Here is a 20726-nt window from a genome sequence, read left to right on the forward strand (position 1 = left end):
TGTTTCCGTGATGGAGTCCGACGCCCTGTTCACGCTCGGTGATCCCACGGCTGCGCCGTCCGCGTCCGTGGGGTCCGGTGGTGTCGACGGCCTCGGCACCGTCGGCGCCGACTCGCCACTGCCGGTACGCATGCGTCCGGCCAACCTCGACGAGTTGGTCGGGCAGGAGCACCTGCTCGCCCCCGGTGCGCCGCTGCGACAGCTGGTCGGCGGTACGACGCCGATGTCGGTGATCCTGTGGGGGCCGCCCGGTTGCGGCAAGACCACCATCGCGCACCTGGTGGCCCGGGCCACCGACCGGCGTTTCGTGGCCATGTCGGCGCTCACCGCCGGGGTCAAGGACGTCCGCGCGGTGATCGACACCGCCCGTCGGCAGCGCCGGTCCGGTGGCCCGCCCACCGTGCTGTTCATCGACGAGGTGCACCGGTTCAGCAAGACCCAGCAGGACTCGCTGCTCGCCGCAGTGGAAGACCGGACGGTCACGCTGCTCGCGGCGACCACCGAGAACCCGTACTTCTCGGTGATCTCACCGCTGCTGTCCCGGTGCGTGCTGCTCACCCTCCAGCCGCTCACCGAGGACGCGGTACGGGCCCTGCTGCGCCGCGCGGTCACCGACGAACGCGGCCTCGGCGGCGCGCTCACCCTCGACCCGGAGGCCGAGGAGCACCTGGTCCGGCTGGCCGGTGGCGACGTCCGCAAGGCGCTGACCGCGTTGGAGGCGGCGGCCGGCTCCGCCACCGCGCTCGGCCTCGACCGGATCGACCTGCCCACCGCCGAGCAGGCGGTCGACGTGGCGGCGGTCCGCTACGACCGGGCCGGTGACGCCCACTACGACGTGACCAGCGCGTTCATCAAGAGCATGCGGGGTTCCGACGTCGACGCGGCACTGCACTGGCTGGCCCGGATGCTGGTCGCCGGGGAGGACGCCCGGTTCATCGCCCGCCGGCTGGTGATCTTCGCCAGCGAGGACGTCGGCATGGCCGATCCGGCCGCGCTGAGCGTGGCGACCGCCGCCGCGCACGCGGTGGAGTACGTGGGCCTGCCCGAAGCCCAGCTCAACCTCGCCCAGGCCGTGATCCACCTGGCCACCGCGCCGAAGTCCAACTCGGCGACCTCGGCGATCGGGGCGGCGATCGCCGACGTCCGGGCCGGCCGGGGCGGGCCGGTGCCCCGCGCGCTGCGCGACGGCCACTACTCCGGCGCCCGTGGGCTGGGCCACGGCACCGGCTACCGCTACCCGCACGACGACCAGCGGGGCGTGGTCACCCAGCAGTACGCCCCCGACGATCTGGTCGGCACCGACTACTACCGCCCCAGCGGGCACGGCGCGGAGCGCGCGGTGGCCGCCCGGCTGCCCCTGCTGCGCCGGATCGTGCGGGGCCGGTCGGGGCCGACGACGGGCCCGGAGGACGCCGTACCGGTCGGTGCCGGGCGGGGTGGGCCGGGCGCGACCGACGTTCCGGTGGATGATGGCGGCGACGACGCCGCCAGGAAGGGTCACCAGTGAGACCTCGTGGTTCGGAGCGGCCGGAGGAGGGCCCCGACGAGCGGCGGGACCCCCGTGCCAAGGGACGCCGCTGGGGACGCGGCCGGGCCGACGCGGAGCCGGACGAGCCGGTCGGTAGCGAGGAGCTCGGCTGGATCGACGACCTGCGCACCGCGAAGCGGCAGCGGACCGAGCTGGGCCCGGAGGCAGGCGGTCCGCCGCCCGCCGGCCCGCCATCCGCTGGCCCGCCGACCGGCCCGGTGCCGCCGGTCGGTCGGCCGGCCGGCGGTCCGCCCCCTGCTCCGCGCCCGGACGCTCCGCCCCCGGTGGGGCGGGCCCCCGGAGCCGCCGTACCGCCGCCCGGAGCCGCTGTCCCGCCCGGAGCCGCTGTCCCGCCCGGAACGCCGGCGCGTCCAGGGCACCCCGGTCCGACCGGGGCACCACCGCAGGCCCCGCCGGGCCGCCGGGCCGCCGTCCGTCCGGACGGACCCTGGCCCGGCTCCGCCGGCCCGCACCGCCCCGCCCCGGATGGTCCGCACCGCCCTGGCCCCGATGGCCCGCACCGCCCCGGCCCGGATGGTCCGCAGCGCCCTGGCCTCGACGGTCCGCAGCGCCCCGGGCCGGACGGTCCGGTCCGACCCGGGCCGGGCGGCGAGCCGCCGGTCCGACCGCCCGTGACGGCCCAGCCACCGGTACGTCCCGACGGGCCGCCACCGGTGGACCACGGCCGGCGCGCCGCACCGGCGGCACCCGAGCCGGGGCGTGGGCCTACCTCGGGTGGATCGTCACCGCGTCCCGCCGGCCGGGTGCCGGTGGAGGGGGCCGCCGGCGTCGCGCGGCCCGCCGGCGCGGCCCGTCCCTATCCGGTACCGGACGGTCCGGAGAGCCGGCGTCGCCCCCCGGAGCCGGACGTGCCGGTGGTGCCGGCGTCGGGCAACGCCCCGGCGGTTCCCGTCCTGCCTGCCCAGGCCGGCGGCACGGTGCCCGGCTCCGGTCCGGCTGCCGGGCCCACCGGCGGCCCGCCCCCCGGTGCCGGTACCGCGCCGGTGGCCGGCCGACGGCGGGCCGACGGGTCCGACACCGAGCGGCCGGCCGGTCGCCGACGGGCCGCCGAACCGGACGATGCGCCGACGGGTCGACGACGCGCCGACGACGGGCCGACGCCCCGGTCCGACGGCGAGTGGCCCGGCGGCCGGCGACGTGCCGGCGGACCGGACGACCGGTCCGGCGGTCACACCGGCGACGTGCCCCGGCCGGCGGGGCCCGGCGGCGAACGGCCGACCGGCGGCTTCGCCCCGGTTCCTCCGGCCCCCGGCCGCCGGGAGGAACCGCCGCCGACCGGGCGGGTGACCGGGTCGGCCCGACCGCCGGTCCCACCGACCGGGGCCGCCGCCTCCGTGCCGGTGCCCGACCCACGGTCCGCCCCGCCGGCCCGACCCGGACCGGCACCCGCCGGCCCGTCCCATCCCGGCCCGGTGCCCGCCGGGGCACCCCGCCCCGGAGCCGTGCCCGCCGGGCCGCCCCGTCCCGGAGCCGTGCCCGCCGGGCCGCCCCGTCCCGGGTCCGTGCCCGCCGGGGCAGCGCACCCGGTACCGCCGCCGGCCGGGCCGCCCCGGACCGGGCCGGACCCGACCACCGCGCCGCCGTCCGGCGGCCGTCCGTCGTCCCCGACCACCGGTGCGGTGGTCCGTCCGCCGTCTGCGGCGGCCAGCGCGGCGGTGCGTCCGGTTCCGCCGGCACCGGCCGGCGAACCACGTCCGGCACCACCCGGCGCGGGGGACCGTCCGCCGCCGCCCGCCGGCCCGCCGGCCCGTGGCGCGGCCCGCCCGGCCCCGCCCACCGACCAGCCTCCGCCGGAGCAGCCCGCCGGGCCGACCGACCCGGCACGTCCACCGGCCGGTCCGGTCCGCACCGGTCCCGCCCAGGTGTCCGGCCCGCCGGCCGAGGCCCGTGCCTCGGTACCCGTGGGCACCGGCCGGGTGCCGGGCCCGCAGCGACCCGTGACCGGCCGCGCCGCACCACCCGACGCCGGCCCGGACGGGCCCGCCGAGGCAGCTGCCCCGGCCCCCGACGGCCGGCCGGACGCCCCGGTCGCCCGGCCGGGCCAGGCTCCGGTCGCCCGGGCCGCCGCCGTCGTACCGGTCGCCGCGGGCGGCCCACCCGGTGCGCCGCCGCTGCGCAGCGCCGCCGGGGACGGACCGTCCGGGGCCGACGGACCCTCCGACGGTCCGCTGCGGACCGCCCGTTCCGAACTGCGCCGGCAGATCCGGGAGCGCCGCCGGCTGCGGCTCGGCGTCCTCGTCCTGGTCAGTGTGCTGCTGCTCGGCGCGGTACCGGCCTTCTTCGCCGTCCGGACGCTCAGCCGCGACCCGGTGTTCGGTACGCTCGACGAACTCGACGTGCCGGCCTGGGCCACGCAGCAGACCGTCGACAACGTCAGCGGCAGCCGCTGGTGCCTGCAGGACTGCCGGCTGCGGGAACGCACCGCCGAGTCGGAGCGTTCCCCGGAGGAGACCGCGTCGGAGTACCAGCGGGCGCTGACCGCCGCCGGCTGGCAGCCGTGGAAGGTGACCCGCTGCCCGGAACAACCGGCGCCCGGCCAGTACACCTGCTGGCGGCGCGACGAGCTGACCCTCGACCTCTGGGTGCGGCCACCGACCTGCGTGCCGCCGCCGGTGGACGGCGCGCCGGCGATCCCGCCGTCGCCGCAGCCGACCCCCGTCGAGCCGACCGACGACTGCACCGGCTCGTTGGTGTCGGTGAAGGTCCGTAACGCCATCGACGACGACCGGACCCGCCCGCAACCGAGCACCGACCCGTCGCTCACCGGTGAGGATCCCTTCCCGACCTTCACCGACGACCCGTTGCTGGACCTGACACCGTCACCGTCCTGAGCCGCCGTCCATCACTGACGGTAGGGTCTGGGGGCGGCGGGCCCGGTGCCGGCGCTGACCAGCGTCGGTGACGAGGTCCGGGCGGGTACGACGCCTCGCGCGGCCCCGTGGACGACGGGTCCGCGACACACTGTTTGAGGAGGACACGCGTGGAGCTTGGAGAGGTCGCGGCACTGGTGGCGGCGATAGCGTTCGCGATGCTGGTGCTGATCCTGACGCTGCCCATCCTGCGACTGCGGCACACGGTGGACGCCACCACCCGGATGATCAACGACCTCAACGACCGCACCGCGCCGTTGCTCGGCAACGTCAACGCCACGGTGGAGAACGTGAACGTCGCGCTGACCCAGGTGCAGACCTCGCTCGACGGGGTGAACCTCCAGCTCGCCAAGGTCGACACCATGACCGGCCACGCCCAGAACATCACCGCCAACGTGGCGAACCTGGCCACCGTGGTCTCCGCCGCCGCCGCGAACCCGCTGGTCAAGGTGGCCGCCTTCGGGTACGGCGTGCGGAAGGCGGCGTCCGCGCGCCGGCACGCCGAGACCGAGCGCGAGGTACGCGACACCATCAAGCAGCAGCGCCGCGCCGCCAAGCGCGGCAACCGCTGAGCCGGTCGGCGGGAGGATCGAGGACATGAGGCGTCTGTTCTGGCTCGGCATCGGGCTCGCCGTCGGCGTGGTGGTGGTCCGCAAGGCCACCCGGACCGCGCACGCGTACACGCCGCAGGGCATCGCCAGCTCGTTGACCGAATCCGCTGGCGGGCTGGTGGAGTCGCTGCGTAGCTTCGTGGAGGACGTCCGGATCGGGATGGCCGAACGCGAGCAGGAGATCCACGAGGCGTTCGCCCGGGGCGAGGCGTTCGACGACCAGTTCGCCGAGCTGCGGGAAGACCCGCGCATCGGTGACCGAGAGATCTTTCCGGAGGAACCCCAGCGATGAAGACGGCGGAGATCAAGCGGCGGTATCTCGCCCACTTCGAGGCGAACGGGCACGCCGTGGTGCCGTCCGCTCCGCTGCCCGCCATCAGCGATCCGAACCTGCTGTTCGTCAACGCCGGCATGGTGCAGTTCGTCCCGTACTTCCTGGGTCAGCAGACCCCGCCGTACCCGCGGGCGACCAGCGTGCAGAAGTGCATCCGCACCCCGGACATCGACGAGGTCGGCAAGACCAGCCGGCACGGCACGTTCTTCCAGATGAACGGCAACTTCTCCTTCGGTGACTACTTCAAGGCCGGGGCGATCCCGCTCGCCTGGGAGCTGTCCACCAAGCCGGTCGAGCAGGGCGGTTTCGGGCTGGACCCGGAGCGGATCTGGGCGACCGTCTACCTCGACGACGACGAGGCGGCTGCCATCTGGCGCGAGGTCGGGCTGCCGGCCGAGCGGATCGTCCGGCGGGGCAAGAAGGACAACTTCTGGTCGATGGGCATCCCCGGCCCGGCCGGACCCTGCTCGGAGCTGTACTACGACCGGGGCCCCGAGTACGGCCGTGAGGGTGGCCCCGAGGTCGACGAGGACCGCTACCTGGAGTACTGGAACCTCGTCTTCATGCAGTACGAGATCGCCGACGTGACCAGCAAGGAGGACTTCCGGATCGTCGGTGACCTGCCCAGGCAGAACATCGACACCGGGATGGGTCTGGAGCGGATGGCCTCGCTGCTCCAGGGCGTCGACAACCTGTACGAGATCGACGAGGTGCGGCCGATCCTGGCCCGCGCGTCCGAGCTGACCGGGAAGCGGTACGGCGCGCACTCCGGGCACGTGGCCGCCGAGTCGCACCCGGACGACGTCCGGCTGCGGGTGGTCGCCGACCACGTCCGTACCGCGCTGATGCTGATCGGCGACGGGGTGACCCCGTCGAACGAGGGCCGTGGCTACGTGCTGCGCCGGATCATGCGCCGGGCGATCCGGGCGATGCGGCTGCTCGGGTACCAGGAGCCGGCACTGCCGGAGCTGCTGCCGGTGGCCCGGGACTGCATGTCCCCGTCGTACCCGGAGCTGGCGACCGAGTTCGACCGGATCTCGCAGTACGCGTATGCCGAGGAGGACGCCTTCCTGTCCACCCTGCGGGCCGGGACGACGATCCTGGACACCGCGCTCGCCGAGACCCGCAAGGCCGGCAAGCCGGCGTTGTCGGGGGACAAGGCGTTCCAGCTGCACGACACGTACGGCTTCCCGATCGACCTGACCCTGGAGATCGCCGCCGAGCAGGGGCTGACCGTCGACGCCGAGGGTTTCCGCCGGCTGATGGCCGACCAGCGGTCCCGGGCCAAGGCGGACGCGCGGTCCCGCAAGACCGGGCACACCGACCTGAGCGCGTACCGGTCGGTGCTGGACACCGGTGGTCCGGTGAGCTTCACCGGGTACACCGAGACGTCCCGGGAGTCCCGGGTGCGGGCGCTGCTGTCCGGTGGTGCGCCGGTCGCCTCGGCGGTCGAGGGCGACACCGTCGAGCTGGTGCTGGACACCACCCCGTTCTACGCCGAGGGCGGCGGCCAGCAGCCCGACCAGGGCCTGATCACGGTCGGCGGCGGCGAGGTCGAGGTCTTCGACGTGCAGCAGCCGATGCCCGGCCTGGTGGTGCACCGGGCCAAGGTCCGCCGGGGTGAGGTGCGCGCCGGGGAGACCGGTTTCGCCGAGATCGACATCACCCGGCGGCGGGCCATCTCCCGGTCGCACACCGCCACCCACCTGGTGCACCAGACCATGCGGAACTTCCTCGGCGAGTCGGCCACCCAGGCCGGTTCGTTGAACGCCCCGGGCCGGCTGCGGTTCGACTTCAACACCCCGACCGGGGTCGCGCCGAGCGTGCTGCACGACGTGGAGCAGCAGGTCAACGAGGTGCTCCTGGCCGACCTGGAGGTGCACGCCTTCATCACCTCGCTGGAGGAGGCCCGCCGGATCGGCGCGATGGCGCTGTTCGGCGAGAAGTACGGCGACGAGGTGCGGGTGGTCGAGGTCGGCGACTACGCCCGGGAGCTGTGCGGCGGCACGCACGTGGACCGGTCCGGGCAGCTCGGCCTGGTGAAGATCCTCTCCGAGTCGTCGATCGGTTCCGGGGTACGCCGGGTCGAGGCGCTGGTCGGTATGGACGCGTTCCGGTTCCTGGCCAAGGAGCACCTGCTGGTGGCCCGGCTCGCCGAGCTGTACCGGGTGCCCAGCGACCAGGTCGCCGACCGGGTGGAGCAGACCGTCACCCAGCTCCGCGACGCGGAGAAGGAACTGGAGAAGCTGCGCGCCCAGCTGGTGCTCGGCGGCGCGTCGGCCCTGGCGGCCGGGGCGAAGGACGTGCGCGGGGTCGCGTACGTGGGCACCGAGGCGCCGGAGGGCGCGGCCGGCAACGACGTGCGGACCCTGGCCCAGGAGATCCGGGGCCGGATCGACCCGGCCCGGCCGGCGGTGGTCGCGGTGGCGGCCCGTTCCGGTGGCAAGGCGTCGTTGGTGGTCGCGGTGAACGGTGCGGCCCGCAGCCGGGGGCTTGCCGCGAACGACCTGGTCAAGGCGGCGTTCTCCGGTCGGGGTGGGGGCAGCCCGGACCTGGCGCAGGGCGGTGGCCTGCCGGCCGCCGAGGCGTCGAACCTGCTGCTGACCGTGGAGAAGGCGATCAGCGAGACGTGACGTTCGTCATCGAGGTGCACCAGGGCGGGCCTTACGGCCCGCCCTGGTGCCTGTACGGGGAGTGAAACCGAGTGAGTGAATTCTCCCGGGGTGTCCGGCTCGGCGTGGACGTCGGGCAGGTCCGGGTCGGGGTGTCGATCTGTGACCCGGGTGGCATCCTGGCCACCCCGCTGGTCACCCTGGCGCGTGACCTGACCAGCGCCGACGACGCCGTGCCGGCGGATCTGGCAGAGTTGCGCCGGCTGGTTGCCGAGCACGAGGCGGTCGGGGTGGTGGTCGGTCTGCCGGTGAACCTCGCCGGAAAGCACGGTCCGGCGGCCGTTCACGCGGTGTCGTACGCGAACCGTTTGGCTGATGTAATAGCGCCTGTTCCGGTGACGCTGACCGACGAGAGGATGTCGACCGTGGTGGCTTCTCGTAGGCTGGCCGAGCGGGGCGTCCGGGGGAAACGGCAACGCGCGGTGGTCGACCAGGCCGCCGCGGTGGAGATTCTGCAGAGCTGGCTAGACGCGCAGCGGAGGCGGACGTAATGATCGACGACCTGGATCTCGGTTTCGACGAGCGGGACCGAGGCGACAAGGGCCGGCACCGGCGCAGTGCGATGCGCAAGCGCGACGGCAAGGGCGGTGGCGCTGGCAAGACCGTCCTGGCTCTGATGTTGGCGCTGGTCCTGCTGGGCGCGATCGGTGGTGGGGCCTTCTACGGCTTCGACCGGGTGCAGAGCTACTTCGTCACTCCCGACTACGACGGCACCGGCAGCGGTGAGGTGACCGTCGAGGTGAAGCAGGGCGCGCTGATCGCCGACATCGCCAACGTGCTGTACAGCGCGGGCGTGATCAAGAGCGCCCAGGCGTTCATCGACGCGGCCGAGGAGAACTCGCGGGCCAAGAACATCCAGCCCGGCACGTACAAGGTCCGCAAGGAGATGAGCGGCGAGAGCGCGCTCACCATGCTGCTCGACCTGAAGAACAAGATCGTCAACGGGATCACCATCCCCGAGGGGCGCACCGCCAAGCAGACGTACGAGCTGCTCGCCAAGGAGACCAAGATCCCGGTCGAGGACTTCGAGGCGGCGGCGAAGGACCCGGAGGCGCTCGGCGTACCGGACTGGTGGTTCACCCGCACCGACGGCAAGAAGGTCGTCAAGTCGATCGAGGGCTTCCTGTTCCCGGACACCTACGAGATCCCGCCGAAGGCCACCGCCGAGGTGATCCTCAAGGAGATGGTGTCGCACTTCCTCACCGTCACCGGCAAGATGGAGTTCGCCGACCGGGTGGAGAAGGAACGCGGCGGGATCAGCCCGTACGAGGCCCTGATCGTCGCCTCCCTGGCCCAGGCCGAGGCCGGCACCAAGGAGGACCTCGGCAAGGTCGCCCGGGTCGCCTACAACCGGGCCTACAGCGGCACCTTCGACTGCAGCTGCCTGGAGATGGACGTCACGGTCAACTACTACCTGGAGTCGACCGGTCAGCGGACCAAGTCCTCCAAGCAGATGACCGCCGCCGACCTGGACAACCCGAAGAACCCGTACAACCGCAAGCTGCCCGGCATGATCCCCACTCCGATCAACAACCCGGGCAAGGACGCGCTGGAAGGGGCGATGGACCCGCCGGAGGGCAAGTGGCTGTTCTTCGTCGCGGTCGACAAGGAGGGCAACTCCGCCTTCGCCGAGACCTACGAGCAGCACCAGAAGAACGAGGCGAAGGCCCGAGAGGCCGGCATCATCTGATGACGCCGGCACGTCGGGCGGCGGTGGTCGGCACGCCGATCGCGCACTCCCTCTCCCCGGCGATCCACACCGCCGGGTACGCGGCGGCCGGGCTGACCGGCTGGTCGTACACCCGCTTCGAGTGCGACGCGGCCGGGCTGCCCGGCCTGGTCGCCGGGCTGGGCCCGGAGTGGGCCGGGCTGTCGGTGACCATGCCGGGCAAGGAGGCGGCGCTCGCGGTGGCCGACGCGGCGTCGCCGGTCGCCGCCGCCGTCGGTGCCGCCAACACGCTGGTACGCCGGCCGGACGGCTCGTGGTACGCGGACAACACCGACGTGACCGGCATGGTCGACGTGCTGACCGCCGCCGGGGTGCGGCCCGGGGCCACGGTGACCGTGCTCGGGGCCGGCGGGACGGCCCGTGCGGCGCTCGCCGCGGCGGCCCGGCTGGCCGCGACCTCGGTGACCGTGCTGGCCCGCCGCCCCGAGGCGATCGACGAGCTGCGCCCGGTGGCCGACACGCTGGGGGTGCCGCTGGCCGGTGCCCCGCTCGCCGACGCCGCCGCCCACCTCGACGTGGACGTGCTGCTCTCCACCCTGCCGAAGGGGGCCGCCGACCCGGTCGCGGTGACCGCCGCCTGGCGGCCGGGGACGGTCTGCTTCGACGCCATCTACGACCCGTGGCCGACCCCGCTGGCCGGCGCGGCGCGGGCGGCCGGCTGCCCCGTGGTGTCCGGGCTGGACCTGCTGCTGGCCCAGGCGGTCGGCCAGTTCGAGCAGTTCACCGGGGTGCGTGCCCCGGTCGACGCGATGCGCGCCGCCCTGCCGTTCCACTGAGGCTGCCGCAGACCCGAGCGACCGGCGTCTGTTGCCGACGCCGTTCCGTCGAGGTCGCGGTATCCCTCGCGCTCGGATACCGCAGTTTCGGCGAAACGGCGTCGGGCCCAGCTTGGTCAGGCGCCGGCTGCCGACTTGAGGTCGGCGGCTCGGTCGGTGTTCTCCCAGGTGAGGTCGGGGAGTTCGCGGCCGAAGTGGCCGTAGGCGGCGGTTTGTTGGTAGATGGGGCGCATGAGGTTGAGGTCGCGGATGATGGCGGCGGGTCGGAGGTCGAAGATCTCCTTGACGGCCTTTTCGATCTTGTCGACGGGGACGTTCTCGGTGCCGAAGGTTTCGATGAAGAGGCTGACGGGGTGGGCTTTGCCGATGGCGTAGGCGACCTGGGCTTCGCAGCGTTCGGCGAGGCCGGCGGCGACGATGTTCTTGGCGACCCAGCGCATGGCGTAGGCGGCGGAGCGGTCGACTTTGGAGGGGTCTTTGCCGGAGAAGGCGCCGCCGCCGTGGCGGGCGTAGCCGCCGTAGGTGTCGACGATGATTTTGCGTCCGGTGAGGCCGGCGTCGCCCATGGGGCCGCCGATCTCGAATCGGCCGGTGGGGTTGACCAGGAGCCGGTACCCCTCGGTCTCCAGCCCCAGCGCCTCCAGCTCCGGCTCCACCACGTACCGGCGGACGTCCGGGGTGAGCAGGGTGTCCAGGGACACGTCCGCGGCGTGCTGCGACGACACGACGACGGTGTCGAGGCGGACCGGGCGCAGCCCGTCGTACTCCACCGTCACCTGGGTCTTGCCGTCGGGCCGCAGGTAGGGCACCGACAGGTCCTTGCGGACGGCGGTGAGTCGGCGGGCCAGGCGGTGGGCCAGCGCGATCGGCAGGGGCATCAGTTCCGGGGTCTCCGAACAGGCGAACCCGAACATCATGCCCTGGTCACCGGCGCCCTGCGCGTCCAGCGCCGACTCCGACGACCCCGACCGCAACTCGATCGCGTTGTCCACACCCTGCGCGATGTCCGGCGACTGCGCCCCGATCGACACACTCACCCCACACGACGCCCCGTCGAAACCCTTCTTCGACGAGTCGTACCCGATCCCCAGGATCGTCTCCCGCACGATCGTCGGGATGTCGGCGTACGCCTTCGTGGTCACCTCACCGGCGACATGCACCTGACCAGTCGTGATCAAGGTCTCCACCGCGACCCGCGAATGCGGATCCTGCCCCAACAGGGCATCCAGGATCCCATCACTGATCTGATCGGCGATCTTGTCCGGATGGCCCTCCGTGACCGACTCGGACGTGAACAGACGGCGTGTCACAGTGCTCCTCTCGGGTCGCGACAGCTCCCGTCCGGATGGTCGGGGTGTCGTGATCGCGGTCTTGTGGCGGGGGTACAGCCGGGGCGCGGGTGTGGCTCCGGCTGCGACGGACGGTGGGGGTCAGACGCCCACCGGAACAGGGGATCCGGCGGCCACCGGGCAGTGCGTCGCGCCGCGGACCAGGTCCACCAGGGACGCCGGGTCCCGCGGCGGCCGGGAGCCCCGCCAGGCCACGTACCCGTCCGGGCGCAGCAGCACCAGCGGCTGCCGGTAGCGGCGGGCCGCCTCGGCGTCCCGGCAGTCGGCGACGGTCAGCGGCACCCCGGCGGCGGCGAACGCCGCGCGCAGCGCGGGCACGCCCGGCGGGTGCGGGACGTCGGCGCGCGGCGACCACGGGTCGGACAGCCGCAGCAGCGTGAAGCCGGGACCGGTCAGGTCCCGGGTGGACAGTCCCGGAGCGAGCGGGACGTTCGGGGCCCGCAGACCGGGCCGGGTCTCGTCGGACGGGTCGGTGACCGGCTCGTCGTCGGCGATGACGGCCGAGCGGTAGCGGTGTGGTCCGGGCGGCCCGTCGCCGACCCCGGCCACCGGTCGTCGTTCCTCGGCGTAGCTGTCCAGCAGACCGTCGCCGGCCCAGCCGTGCACGGCCGCCGCGAGTTTCCAGGCCAGGTTGACCGCGTCGCCGACCCCGACCCCCAGCTCGTCCCCGACACCGCCCGGCAGGCCGTCGGCGGTCGGCGCGGAGTGGGCCAGGCCGCAGTGGAACAGCCGACCCTGCCGGGGGCGGACGTCCACCGGCCGTCCGGCCGACCCCGGCGCGGCGGGGAAGGTGACGCCGTCACAGGCCACCAGGTAGTCGGCGGTCACCTCGACCAGGTCGCCGGTGCGCGGGTCGGTGACCCGGGCCCGCACCCCGTCGTCGTCGACGGCGACCGCGTCGAGCCGTCCGGGTGGGGGTACCGGCCCGTCGACGCCGTCGTCCCCGCGCGGCCCGTCGATCTCGGCGAAGGTGCGGTCCACCCCGTGCCGGGCCAGCTCCGCCCCGAGCGTCGACCCGACCGGGCCGCTCCCCACCACCAGCACGTCCGTCCGGTGTCGTCTGCTCGCCATGTTCCCGTCCGTTCCCCCACGCCCGCCGTGTCCGGTGCCACCGGCACCCGATCCCCCGTCCGGCAAGGACGCTAGGGGAACGGGTCCGAGCGCATCTCCAGGCTGACTCGAGACGCGCTCTCGACCGACCCGGCCGCTGGACGACCCGCTCGGGCTCATGGTCCACGACATCGCTTCTTCATGGGTGCGCAGTCCGTAGGGCGGGACATGGTGGGCGGTACGGAACCGCATTCCCGGGGCGTGCCAGACTGGTCCGGTGTTGCGTTGGCTTACCGCAGGTGAATCACATGGTCCCGCCCTGGTCGCGCTGCTGGAGGGTGTCCCCGCCGGGGTCGAGGTGACCACCGGGGAGATCGCCGCCGAGCTGGCCCGCCGTCGACTCGGCTACGGCCGGGGCGCGCGGATGGCCTTCGAGCAGGACGAGATCGAGATCATCGGCGGGCTGCGGCACGGCGTGACCATCGGCAGCCCGGTGGCGATCCGGGTGGGCAACTCGGAGTGGCCGAAGTGGCGCACGGTGATGGCCGCCGACCCGGTCGACCCGGACGAGCTGGCCGGGCAGGCGCGCAACGCGCCGCTGACCCGGCCCCGCCCCGGCCACGCCGACCTGGCCGGCATGCAGAAGTACGGCCACACCGACGCCCGGCCGATCCTGGAGCGGGCCAGCGCCCGGGAGACCGCCGCCCGGGTCGCCGTCGGCACGGTCGCCAAGGCGCTGGTGCGGCAGGCCCTCGGCGTGGAGATCGTCTCGCACGTGGTGGAGCTGGGCCCGGTCGCGGTCAAACCCGGCCTGCGCCCCACCCCGGCCGACGCCGAGCGGATCGACGCCGACCCGCTGCGCTGCCTCGACGCCGAGGCGAGCGCCCGGATGGTCGCCGAGGTCGACGCCGCGAAGAAGGCCGCCGACACGCTCGGCGGCGTGGTCGAGGTGCTGGCGTACGGAGTGCCGCCCGGTCTGGGTAGCCACGTCCAGTGGGACCGCAAGCTCGACGCCCGGCTCGCCACCGCGCTGATGTCGATCCAGGCGATCAAGGGCGTGGAGATCGGGGACGGCTGGACCCAGGCACGGTCCCGGGGCTCCGAGGCGCACGACGAGATCATCTCCACCGCCACCGGGGTCCGTCGGGTCACCGACCGGGCCGGTGGCCTGGAGGGCGGCATCACCACCGGTGAGCCGCTGCGGGTGCGGGCGGCGATGAAGCCGATCTCCTCGCTGAACCGGGCGCTCGCCACCGTGGACGTGACCACCGGTGAGCCGGCCACCGCGATCAACCAGCGGTCGGACGTCTGCGCGGTGCCGGCCGCGGCGGTGGTCGCCGAGGCGATGGTGGCCCTGGTGCTCGCCGAGGCGGCCACCGAGAAGTTCGGTGGCGACTCGGTGGCCGAGATCCGCCGCAACCTGGCCGGCTACCTCGACGCGTTGGTGATCCGGTGACGGTGGCGCAGGTACGGGGGCCCGACGGCCGGCCGGCCGGGGCGGGGGAGCGGCGGTGACCCGGCCGGTCTGTGTGCTGGTCGGCGCGCCGGGCGCGGGCAAGACCACCATCGGCGAGGCGCTCGCCGCCGAACTGGGCGTGGAGTTCCGGGACACCGACCGGGACATCGAGCGGATGGCCGGCAAGCCGATCCCGGAGATCTTCGTCGACGAGGGCGAGGCGCACTTCCGTACCCTCGAACGGGCCGCGGTGGCGGCGGCGCTGGCCGGCTGCCCCGGGGTGCTCGCCGTCGGCGGCGGCGCGGTCCTCGCCGAGGAGAACCGCGCCGCGCTCGTCGGGCACACCGTGCTGTACCTGTCGGTCGAGTTGACCGACGCGCTGAAGCGGGTCGACCTGGGGGTGGGCCGGCCGCTGCTGGCGGTGAACCCCCGGGCCACGCTGAAGTACCTGCTGGACCAGCGCCGTCCGCTGTACGAGGAGGTGGCGACCGCCACCGTGGTCACCGACGGACGGACCCCGGCCGAGATCGTCGCCGGGATCCTGCCGCTACTGCGTCGCTGACGCCCGCCCGACCGGGCGTCCGGCCGCCCCGCCGGGTGCCCCGGCGGCCAAGCGGGTCGCCGGGGCCGTGACGCCGGGTGCCGTGGCCGCCCTGTCGGGTGCCGTGACCGCGACGTCGTGAGGTGTCGTTGCCGGCCGGGGCCGGGGGATCCGCCGGCGCTCCGGTCGCCAGGTCGCCAGCAGGGCCAGGGCCAGCAGGATCTCGGCCAGGTCCCCGCCGTAATACATGATCGACGCGGCGGCGTGGAGCTGCCCGACGGTCCCCGGCACGTCGACCAGGAGCCCGGCGTACAGCAGTTGGGCGAGCGCGGCGTGCGCGGCCACCGCCACCCCGAGCACCACCAGCCGGACCGGCACCCGGGGGCGGTGCGGCCCCGGGTCCGGCCCGGCGATCGACCAGGTGAACAGGCACCCGCTGGCCAGGAAGTGCGCGGCGACCAGCCAGTGCAGGGCCGGAGCGGCCAGGGTGGCCCGGTAGAGCGGGGTCAGGTACAGCGCGTACAGGCCACCGGTGGTGAGCAGCAGGCCGGTGACCGGATGGGCCAGCAGCCGGGGCACCGGGTGGGCCAGCAGCCGGACCGTGGCCCGGCCGGTCTCCCGGTCGAGGGCGCGCAGGGCCAGCGTGCCGGGCGCGCCGAGCACCAGGCCCAGCGGCGCGAGCATGCCCACCAGCAGGTGCTGCCACATGTGCCCGACGGCGTCGTGCGCCGGCACCGCCAGCCCGACCCCGAGCAGCGCGGCCCCCGTGCCGAAGCTCGCCGTCCGCCACCGGCTCCACGCCCCGCCGCCCCGGCGCTGCCGACGTACCGCGAGCAGGTAGACCCCGAGCAGCAGCAGCGGTACGGCGAGCGCGGCCAGCACGGCCAGCGACGGTCCGGCCGGGTCGCCGCCGTGGTCGTGGCCGGTCACCGCTGCTCGACCGGGACGTCGTGGCTGACCGGGCCGACGGTGTCGTCGGCGTCGACCCGGCGGGTGTCCCGCTGGAGCAGCCAACCGGCGGCGATCAGGACGACACCGAGGGCGAGGAAGCCGAGGTCCCACCAGAGCTGGTGCGCCCCGGGCCGGACGTGGTGGATGCCGAGCAGGTGGTGGTCCACGATCCCCTCCACCAGGTTGAACGACCCCCAACCGACCAGCGCCCAGCCCCACAGGGCACGGGAGCGCCACAACCGGCCCCGGCCGGTGGTCACCCGGGCCGACAGCAGCGCCAGCCCGGTCAGCACCGACACCCAGGTGACCACGTGGAACAGCCCGTCCCACAGGGTGTTCATCCGCAGGCCGGCGACGGTGTCCACCGGGTACCCGCGGATGCCGACGTTGTCGCTGCCGGTGGCGCTGAGCATGTGGTGCCACTGGAGCACCTGGTGCAGCACGATCCCGTCGGCGAAGCCGCCCAGCCCGATGCCGAGCAGCAGGGCGGGGAGCCGGATGTCGGCGTGGTCGGTCGTACGGTCTGCCATCGGAGGAACCTCCACCGTCGTCGATCGGGGCCTTCCGGGACCTGCCCGGCCCCTGCCCGGATAAACGCTCCGGACCGGTCTCCGGTCACCAGGTGGACGCTTCCCTCGGTGCCGACCCGTGCTCGACTAGGCTGGCGCAGCGATGGACGAGATGACCCGGATCACGGTCGGTGGCGCGCACCCGTACGACGTACTGGTGGGGCGTGGCCTGACCGACGCGCTGCCCGACCTGCTGCCCGGGGCCACCCGGGCGGCGGTGCTGCATGCTCCGCTGTTGAAGGAGCTGGCCGACGCGCTCGGCGACCGGCTGCGGTCGGCCGGCGTCGAGCCGCTGCCGATCGAGGTGCCGGACGCCGAGGCGGGCAAGCAGATCGACGTGGCCGCGCACTGCTGGGACCGGTTGGGCGCGGCGAACTTCACCCGTACCGACGTGGTGGTCGGGGTGGGCGGCGGCGCGGTCACCGACCTGGCCGGCTTCGTGGCGGCCTGCTGGCTGCGCGGGGTGCGCTGGGTGCCGGTGGCGACGTCGCTGCTCGGCATGGTGGACGCGGCGGTGGGCGGCAAGACCGGCGTGAACACCGCCGCCGGCAAGAACCTGGTCGGCGCGTTCCACCCGCCGGCCGGGGTGCTCTGCGACCTGGCCACCCTGGACACGTTGCCCGCCGTGGACCTGGCCGCCGGCCTGGCCGAGGTGGTCAAGTGCGGGTTCGTCGCCGACCCGGTGATCCTGGAGCTGGTGGAGCGGGACCCGGCGGCGGCCACCGACCCGGCCGGCGCGGTCAACCGGGAGCTGATCGAACGGGCCATCCGGGTCAAGGCCGACGTGGTCTCCGGTGACCTGCGCGAGTCCGGCGTCCGGGAGGTGCTGAACTACGGCCACACCCTGGCCCACGCCATCGAGAAGGTGGAGGGGTACCGCTGGCGGCACGGGCACGCCGTCGCGGTCGGGCTGGTGTACGCGGGCACGCTCGCCCGGCTGGCCGGCCGGCTCGACGCGGCCACCGCCGACCGGCACCGGACGGTGGTGGCGGCCCTCGGCCTGCCGACCAGCTACGCCGCGGACGCCTGGCCGGAACTGCTCGCCACCATGCGGGTGGACAAGAAGGCCCGGGGCTCCCGGCTGCGGTTCGTGGTGCTCGACGGGCTGGCCCGGCCGGCGATCCTGGAGGGCCCGGACGACGACCTGCTGCACGCCGCCTACCGGGCGGTGGCCGGGTGAGCGCGGCGGAGCGGAGCCCCGCAGCCGCGAGCGGCGACGGCGCCCGGGTGTACGTGCTGAACGGGCCGAACCTGGGCCGGCTGGGCAGCCGGCAGGTCGACGTGTACGGCGTGACCAGCTACGCCGACCTGGTGGCGCTCTGCGAACGCACCGGCCGTGAGCTGGGCCTGGACGTGGTGGTGCGGCAGACCGACGCCGAGCACGAGTTGCTGGGCTGGTTGCACGCCGCCGCCGACGAGGGCGCGGCCGTGGTGCTCAACCCGGCGGCCTGGTCGCACTACTCGGTGGCGGTGCGGGACGCCTGCGCCATGCTGCGTGGGCCGCTGGTGGAGGTGCACATCTCCAACATCCACGCCCGGGAGGAGTTCCGGCACCACTCGGTGGTGTCGGCGGTGGCGACCGGGGTGATCTGCGGCCTGGGGGTCGACGGGTACCGGCTGGCCCTGCACCACCTGGCCGCCCGGCCCGGCTGACCCCGTAGCCGGGTGCCGACCGGCGCGGTTGACCCGGCCGCCGGTGCCGTGCGGCGGGGCCGAGGCGGGGGCCGTCCGCCGCGCGGCGGGTGCCCACCGGCCAGCTAGTAGACTGGCGCGGTCCGTCCGCCAATTGATGATCAAGGCAGGAAATGGCCACCACCAACGACCTCAAGAACGGCCTGGTACTCAACCTCGACGGAGGGCTCTGGGCCGTCGTGGAGTTCCAGCACGTCAAGCCCGGCAAAGGCGGTGCCTTCGTCCGCACCACGCTGAAGAACGTGCTCTCCGGCAAGGTCGTCGACAAGACCTTCAACGCGGGCACCAAGGTCGAGACCGCGACCGTGGACAAGCGGACCATGCAGTACCTCTACGCCGACGGCGAGGACTACGTCTTCATGGACCTGGAGACGTTCGACCAGATCACCGTCCCCGGCGCGACCGTGGGCGACGCGGCGAACTACCTCCTCCCCGAGGCGGAGGCGATCGTGGCCACCCACGAGGGCGTGCCGCTCTACGTCGAGCTGGCCACCAGCGTGGTGCTCGAGGTGACCTACACCGAGCCGGGGCTGCAGGGTGACCGCTCCACCGGTGGCAACAAGCCGGCCACCGTCGAGACCGGTGCCACCGTGCAGGTGCCGCTCTTCATCACCACCGGCGAGAAGATCAAGGTCGACACCCGCGACGGCCGTTACCTCGGCCGCGCCTGATGGCCGAGGCCCCCAAGCAGCAGATGCCGGCGCGTCGCAAGGCGCGCAAGCGGGCGCTGGACGTGCTCTACGAGGCCGACCTGCGTGACAAGCCCCCGGTCGAGGTGCTCGCCGGGTACGTGGAACGCATCGAGAAGCCCCGTCCGGAGCATCTCGACTACACGGTCAGCCTGGTCGAAGGGGTGGCCGCCCACCTCGACCGGATCGACGAGCTGATCGCCAGCTACGCCGAGGGCTGGACGCTGGACCGGATGCCGGTGGTCGACCGCAACCTGGCCCGGATCGCCGTCTACGAGCTGCTCTACCTCGACGACATCGACGACGCGGTGGCGATCACCGAGGCCGTCGAGCTGGCCCGGCAGATGTCGACCGACGACTCGCCGCGCTTCCTCAACGGCATCCTCGGCCGGATCGCCGAGTACGCCACCCGCTGACCGTCACCCCGGCCCGACGCCGGACACCCCGAGGGCCCGTGCCGGTCGGCACGGGCCCTCGGGGTGCGGTAGCGGGACTCAGGACGCGAAGAACGCCCGGGGGTCGGCGACCAGCACACCGTGCTCGGTGAGCCGCTCGATCAGACCGGACGGCGACGAGTCGTAGACGATGGCGAGGGCGCGCAGGTCGTCGGCGCGGATCGACAGCACCCGCCCGTTGTAGTCGCCACGCTGCTGCTGGATGGCACGGGCGTACCGGGCCACGTACGCGAGCTCCTCGGACGCCTCGTCGTACAGCCGCTCCAGGTCCAGCACGATCTTGCTGGTCGGCTCGTGCCGTACGCCGCTGCCGTCGGGCAGCAGCTCGGAGACGGGTACGCGGTAGAAGTCGGCCAGCTCCGCCAACCGGGACACGGTGACGGCGCGGTCGCCTCGCTCGTACGACCCGACCACGACGGCCTTCCACCGTCCGTTGGACTTCTCCTCCACGCCCTGCAGGGACAGGCCCTGCTGCTGGCGGATGGAACGCAGGCGGGCGCCCAGCGACTTGGCGTATTCAGAGGGCATTCGGACACTCCCAGTGCTGCATCGGGGTTCTCCCAGCTATCGCTACGGAGCGTGACGGTACGGGGATTACGACACGTGGTCAAGTGCTCGTGACACACCTGTTGAGATCCACCGGGCGATCCATCCGCATTTCGGGACTGATCTGCCGATCAGCCACCAGCCGCTGACCGCCCCGGTGACCACTGGTAACGTGGCCGGAAGCCCCCGGTCCGGGCCGCTCGCGGCTGGTCGGGGCAGTCAGACGTCCTTTAACGACCCGTCCCGTGAGGCGGGGAAGGAGGTCCGCCGTGGCCTACCCACCGGCAGCGAGATCCGAGGTGTCGAGGCAACCCTCGGTGAAGGTGATCCTCGCCAGCGCCGACGTGCAGCGCGTGGTCGACCGGATCGCCCACCAGATCCTGGAGAAGACCCAGGGCGCCGCCGACACCGTTCTGCTCGGCATCCCGACCCGGGGCACCCCGCTGGCCCGCCGGCTCGCCGCCCGGATCAGCGCCTTCGAGGACATCGCCGTACCGGTCGGTGTGCTCGACATCACGCTCTACCGCGACGACCTGCGCCGGCACGCCACCCGGGCGGTCGGCCCGACCGAGGTGCCGCCCGGCGGCATCGACGGCAAGCGGGTCGTCCTCGTCGACGACGTGCTCTTCTCCGGCCGGACCGTCCGGGCTGCCCTGGACGCCCTCAACGACCTCGGCCGCCCCGCCTCGGTGCAGCTCGCCGTGCTGGTCGACCGGGGTCACCGGCAACTGCCCATCCGGGCCGACTACGTGGGCAAGAACATCCCCACCGCGCTCGCCGAGAGCGTCAAGGTCACCCTCGCCGAGGTCGACGGCGTCGACGAGGTCCGCCTGTACGGGGGTACCACCCAGTGAGCGCGAGGAGTGCAGCGGAGCGGAGCCCCGCAG

The 20726-nt window shown here is 73.9% G+C and carries 21 protein-coding genes; 16 read left to right on the forward strand and 5 right to left on the reverse strand.

The window, feature by feature from the left end; translation table 11 throughout:
* Window positions 1–10: 10 nt before the first annotated feature.
* The 9 genes from PVK37_RS17580 (at window position 11) to PVK37_RS17620 (ending at window position 10541) form a co-directional block, all read left to right on the forward strand.
* On the forward strand, window positions 11–1507 hold the full coding sequence (locus PVK37_RS17580) for a replication-associated recombination protein A (protein WP_341483386.1): 1497 nt from the start codon (window positions 11–13) through the stop codon (window positions 1505–1507).
* A 507-nt stretch (window positions 1508–2014) separates the two neighbouring features.
* Window positions 2015–2164: a hypothetical protein gene (locus PVK37_RS17585; RefSeq protein ID WP_275028532.1), complete on the forward strand. Its 150-nt coding sequence runs from the start codon at window positions 2015–2017 to the stop codon at window positions 2162–2164.
* 1553 nt (window positions 2165–3717) lie between these two features.
* Window positions 3718–4380, forward strand: coding sequence for a hypothetical protein (locus PVK37_RS17590; protein ID WP_275035151.1), 663 nt, complete (start codon window positions 3718–3720; stop codon window positions 4378–4380).
* A gap of 149 nt (window positions 4381–4529) precedes the next feature.
* Window positions 4530–4991, forward strand: coding sequence for a DUF948 domain-containing protein (locus PVK37_RS17595; protein ID WP_275028534.1), 462 nt, complete (start codon window positions 4530–4532; stop codon window positions 4989–4991).
* 25 nt (window positions 4992–5016) lie between these two features.
* Window positions 5017–5322 carry a hypothetical protein gene (locus tag PVK37_RS17600; protein WP_275028536.1) on the forward strand — a complete coding sequence of 102 codons (306 nt, stop codon included), beginning with the start codon at window positions 5017–5019 and terminating at the stop codon, window positions 5320–5322.
* The gene (gene alaS, locus PVK37_RS17605) at window positions 5319–7997 is read left to right on the forward strand and encodes an alanine--tRNA ligase (protein ID WP_275028537.1); all 2679 of its coding nucleotides are present in this window, start codon (window positions 5319–5321) and stop codon (window positions 7995–7997) included. Before PVK37_RS17600 ends, alaS begins: the two co-directional genes overlap by 4 nt.
* Window positions 7998–8068: 71 nt before the next feature.
* Window positions 8069–8527, forward strand: coding sequence for a Holliday junction resolvase RuvX (gene ruvX / locus PVK37_RS17610; protein ID WP_275028538.1), 459 nt, complete (start codon window positions 8069–8071; stop codon window positions 8525–8527).
* Window positions 8527–9726 carry an endolytic transglycosylase MltG gene (gene mltG / locus PVK37_RS17615; protein ID WP_275028540.1) on the forward strand — a complete coding sequence of 400 codons (1200 nt, stop codon included), beginning with the start codon at window positions 8527–8529 and terminating at the stop codon, window positions 9724–9726. Before ruvX ends, mltG begins: the two co-directional genes overlap by 1 nt.
* Window positions 9726–10541: a shikimate dehydrogenase gene (locus tag PVK37_RS17620; RefSeq protein ID WP_275028541.1), complete on the forward strand. Its 816-nt coding sequence runs from the start codon at window positions 9726–9728 to the stop codon at window positions 10539–10541. The genes mltG and PVK37_RS17620 overlap by 1 nt, the downstream gene beginning before the upstream one ends.
* A 116-nt stretch (window positions 10542–10657) precedes the next feature.
* Here the strand turns inward: PVK37_RS17620 and metK are convergent, their stop codons facing one another.
* On the reverse strand, window positions 10658–11851 hold the full coding sequence (gene metK / locus PVK37_RS17625; protein WP_275028542.1) for a methionine adenosyltransferase: 1194 nt from the start codon (window positions 11849–11851) through the stop codon (window positions 10658–10660).
* A gap of 120 nt (window positions 11852–11971) precedes the next feature.
* Window positions 11972–12961 carry an FAD-dependent monooxygenase gene (locus PVK37_RS17630; protein ID WP_275028543.1) on the reverse strand — a complete coding sequence of 330 codons (990 nt, stop codon included), beginning with the start codon at window positions 12959–12961 and terminating at the stop codon, window positions 11972–11974.
* 256 nt (window positions 12962–13217) lie between these two features.
* On the opposite strand from PVK37_RS17630, the gene aroC reads away from it, so the two are divergent.
* Window positions 13218–14396, forward strand: a complete 1179-nt coding sequence (gene aroC, locus PVK37_RS17635) for a chorismate synthase (protein WP_275028544.1) — start codon at window positions 13218–13220, stop codon at window positions 14394–14396.
* A gap of 55 nt (window positions 14397–14451) precedes the next feature.
* Window positions 14452–14958 (forward strand): shikimate kinase, encoded by a 507-nt coding sequence (locus PVK37_RS17640; RefSeq protein WP_275028545.1) that lies wholly within the window; start codon window positions 14452–14454, stop codon window positions 14956–14958.
* On the opposite strand, the gene PVK37_RS17645 is transcribed toward PVK37_RS17640, so the two are convergent.
* Together PVK37_RS17645 and PVK37_RS17650 are read right to left on the reverse strand one after the other, a co-directional pair.
* On the reverse strand, window positions 14944–15867 hold the full coding sequence (locus PVK37_RS17645) for a cytochrome c oxidase assembly protein (RefSeq protein WP_275028546.1): 924 nt from the start codon (window positions 15865–15867) through the stop codon (window positions 14944–14946). The two genes, PVK37_RS17640 and PVK37_RS17645, sit on opposite strands and share 15 nt — an antisense overlap.
* Window positions 15864–16418: a DUF2243 domain-containing protein gene (locus PVK37_RS17650; protein WP_275028547.1), complete on the reverse strand. Its 555-nt coding sequence runs from the start codon at window positions 16416–16418 to the stop codon at window positions 15864–15866. Before PVK37_RS17650 ends, PVK37_RS17645 begins: the two co-directional genes overlap by 4 nt.
* Window positions 16419–16560: 142 nt before the next feature.
* Between PVK37_RS17650 and aroB the strand changes: the two genes are divergently transcribed.
* The 4 genes from aroB to nusB all read left to right on the forward strand — a co-directional run bounded on the left by aroB (window position 16561) and on the right by nusB (window position 19254).
* Complete coding sequence (aroB, locus tag PVK37_RS17655) at window positions 16561–17637, forward strand: 3-dehydroquinate synthase (RefSeq protein WP_275028548.1); 1077 nt, start codon at window positions 16561–16563, stop codon at window positions 17635–17637.
* Complete coding sequence (gene aroQ / locus PVK37_RS17660; protein ID WP_275028549.1) at window positions 17634–18110, forward strand: type II 3-dehydroquinate dehydratase; 477 nt, start codon at window positions 17634–17636, stop codon at window positions 18108–18110. The genes aroB and aroQ overlap by 4 nt, the downstream gene beginning before the upstream one ends.
* A gap of 152 nt (window positions 18111–18262) precedes the next feature.
* Window positions 18263–18820: an elongation factor P gene (gene efp, locus PVK37_RS17665; RefSeq protein WP_091462749.1), complete on the forward strand. Its 558-nt coding sequence runs from the start codon at window positions 18263–18265 to the stop codon at window positions 18818–18820.
* A 23-nt stretch (window positions 18821–18843) separates the two neighbouring features.
* Window positions 18844–19254, forward strand: coding sequence for a transcription antitermination factor NusB (gene nusB, locus PVK37_RS17670; protein WP_275035152.1), 411 nt, complete (start codon window positions 18844–18846; stop codon window positions 19252–19254).
* Window positions 19255–19332: 78 nt separating this feature from the next.
* Here nusB and bldD read toward each other — a convergent pair whose 3' ends face one another.
* A complete protein-coding gene (gene bldD / locus PVK37_RS17675; RefSeq protein ID WP_275028551.1) occupies window positions 19333–19821 on the reverse strand; it encodes a transcriptional regulator BldD in 489 nt (162 codons plus the stop codon).
* A gap of 287 nt (window positions 19822–20108) precedes the next feature.
* Here bldD and pyrR point away from each other — a divergent pair, with 287 nt between their 5' ends.
* Window positions 20109–20693, forward strand: a complete 585-nt coding sequence (gene pyrR, locus PVK37_RS17680) for a bifunctional pyr operon transcriptional regulator/uracil phosphoribosyltransferase PyrR (RefSeq protein ID WP_275028552.1) — start codon at window positions 20109–20111, stop codon at window positions 20691–20693.
* Window positions 20694–20726: the final 33 nt, after the last annotated feature.

It is taken from the genome of Micromonospora cathayae (assembly GCF_028993575.1).
GTDB classification, from domain to species: domain Bacteria; phylum Actinomycetota; class Actinomycetes; order Mycobacteriales; family Micromonosporaceae; genus Micromonospora; species Micromonospora cathayae.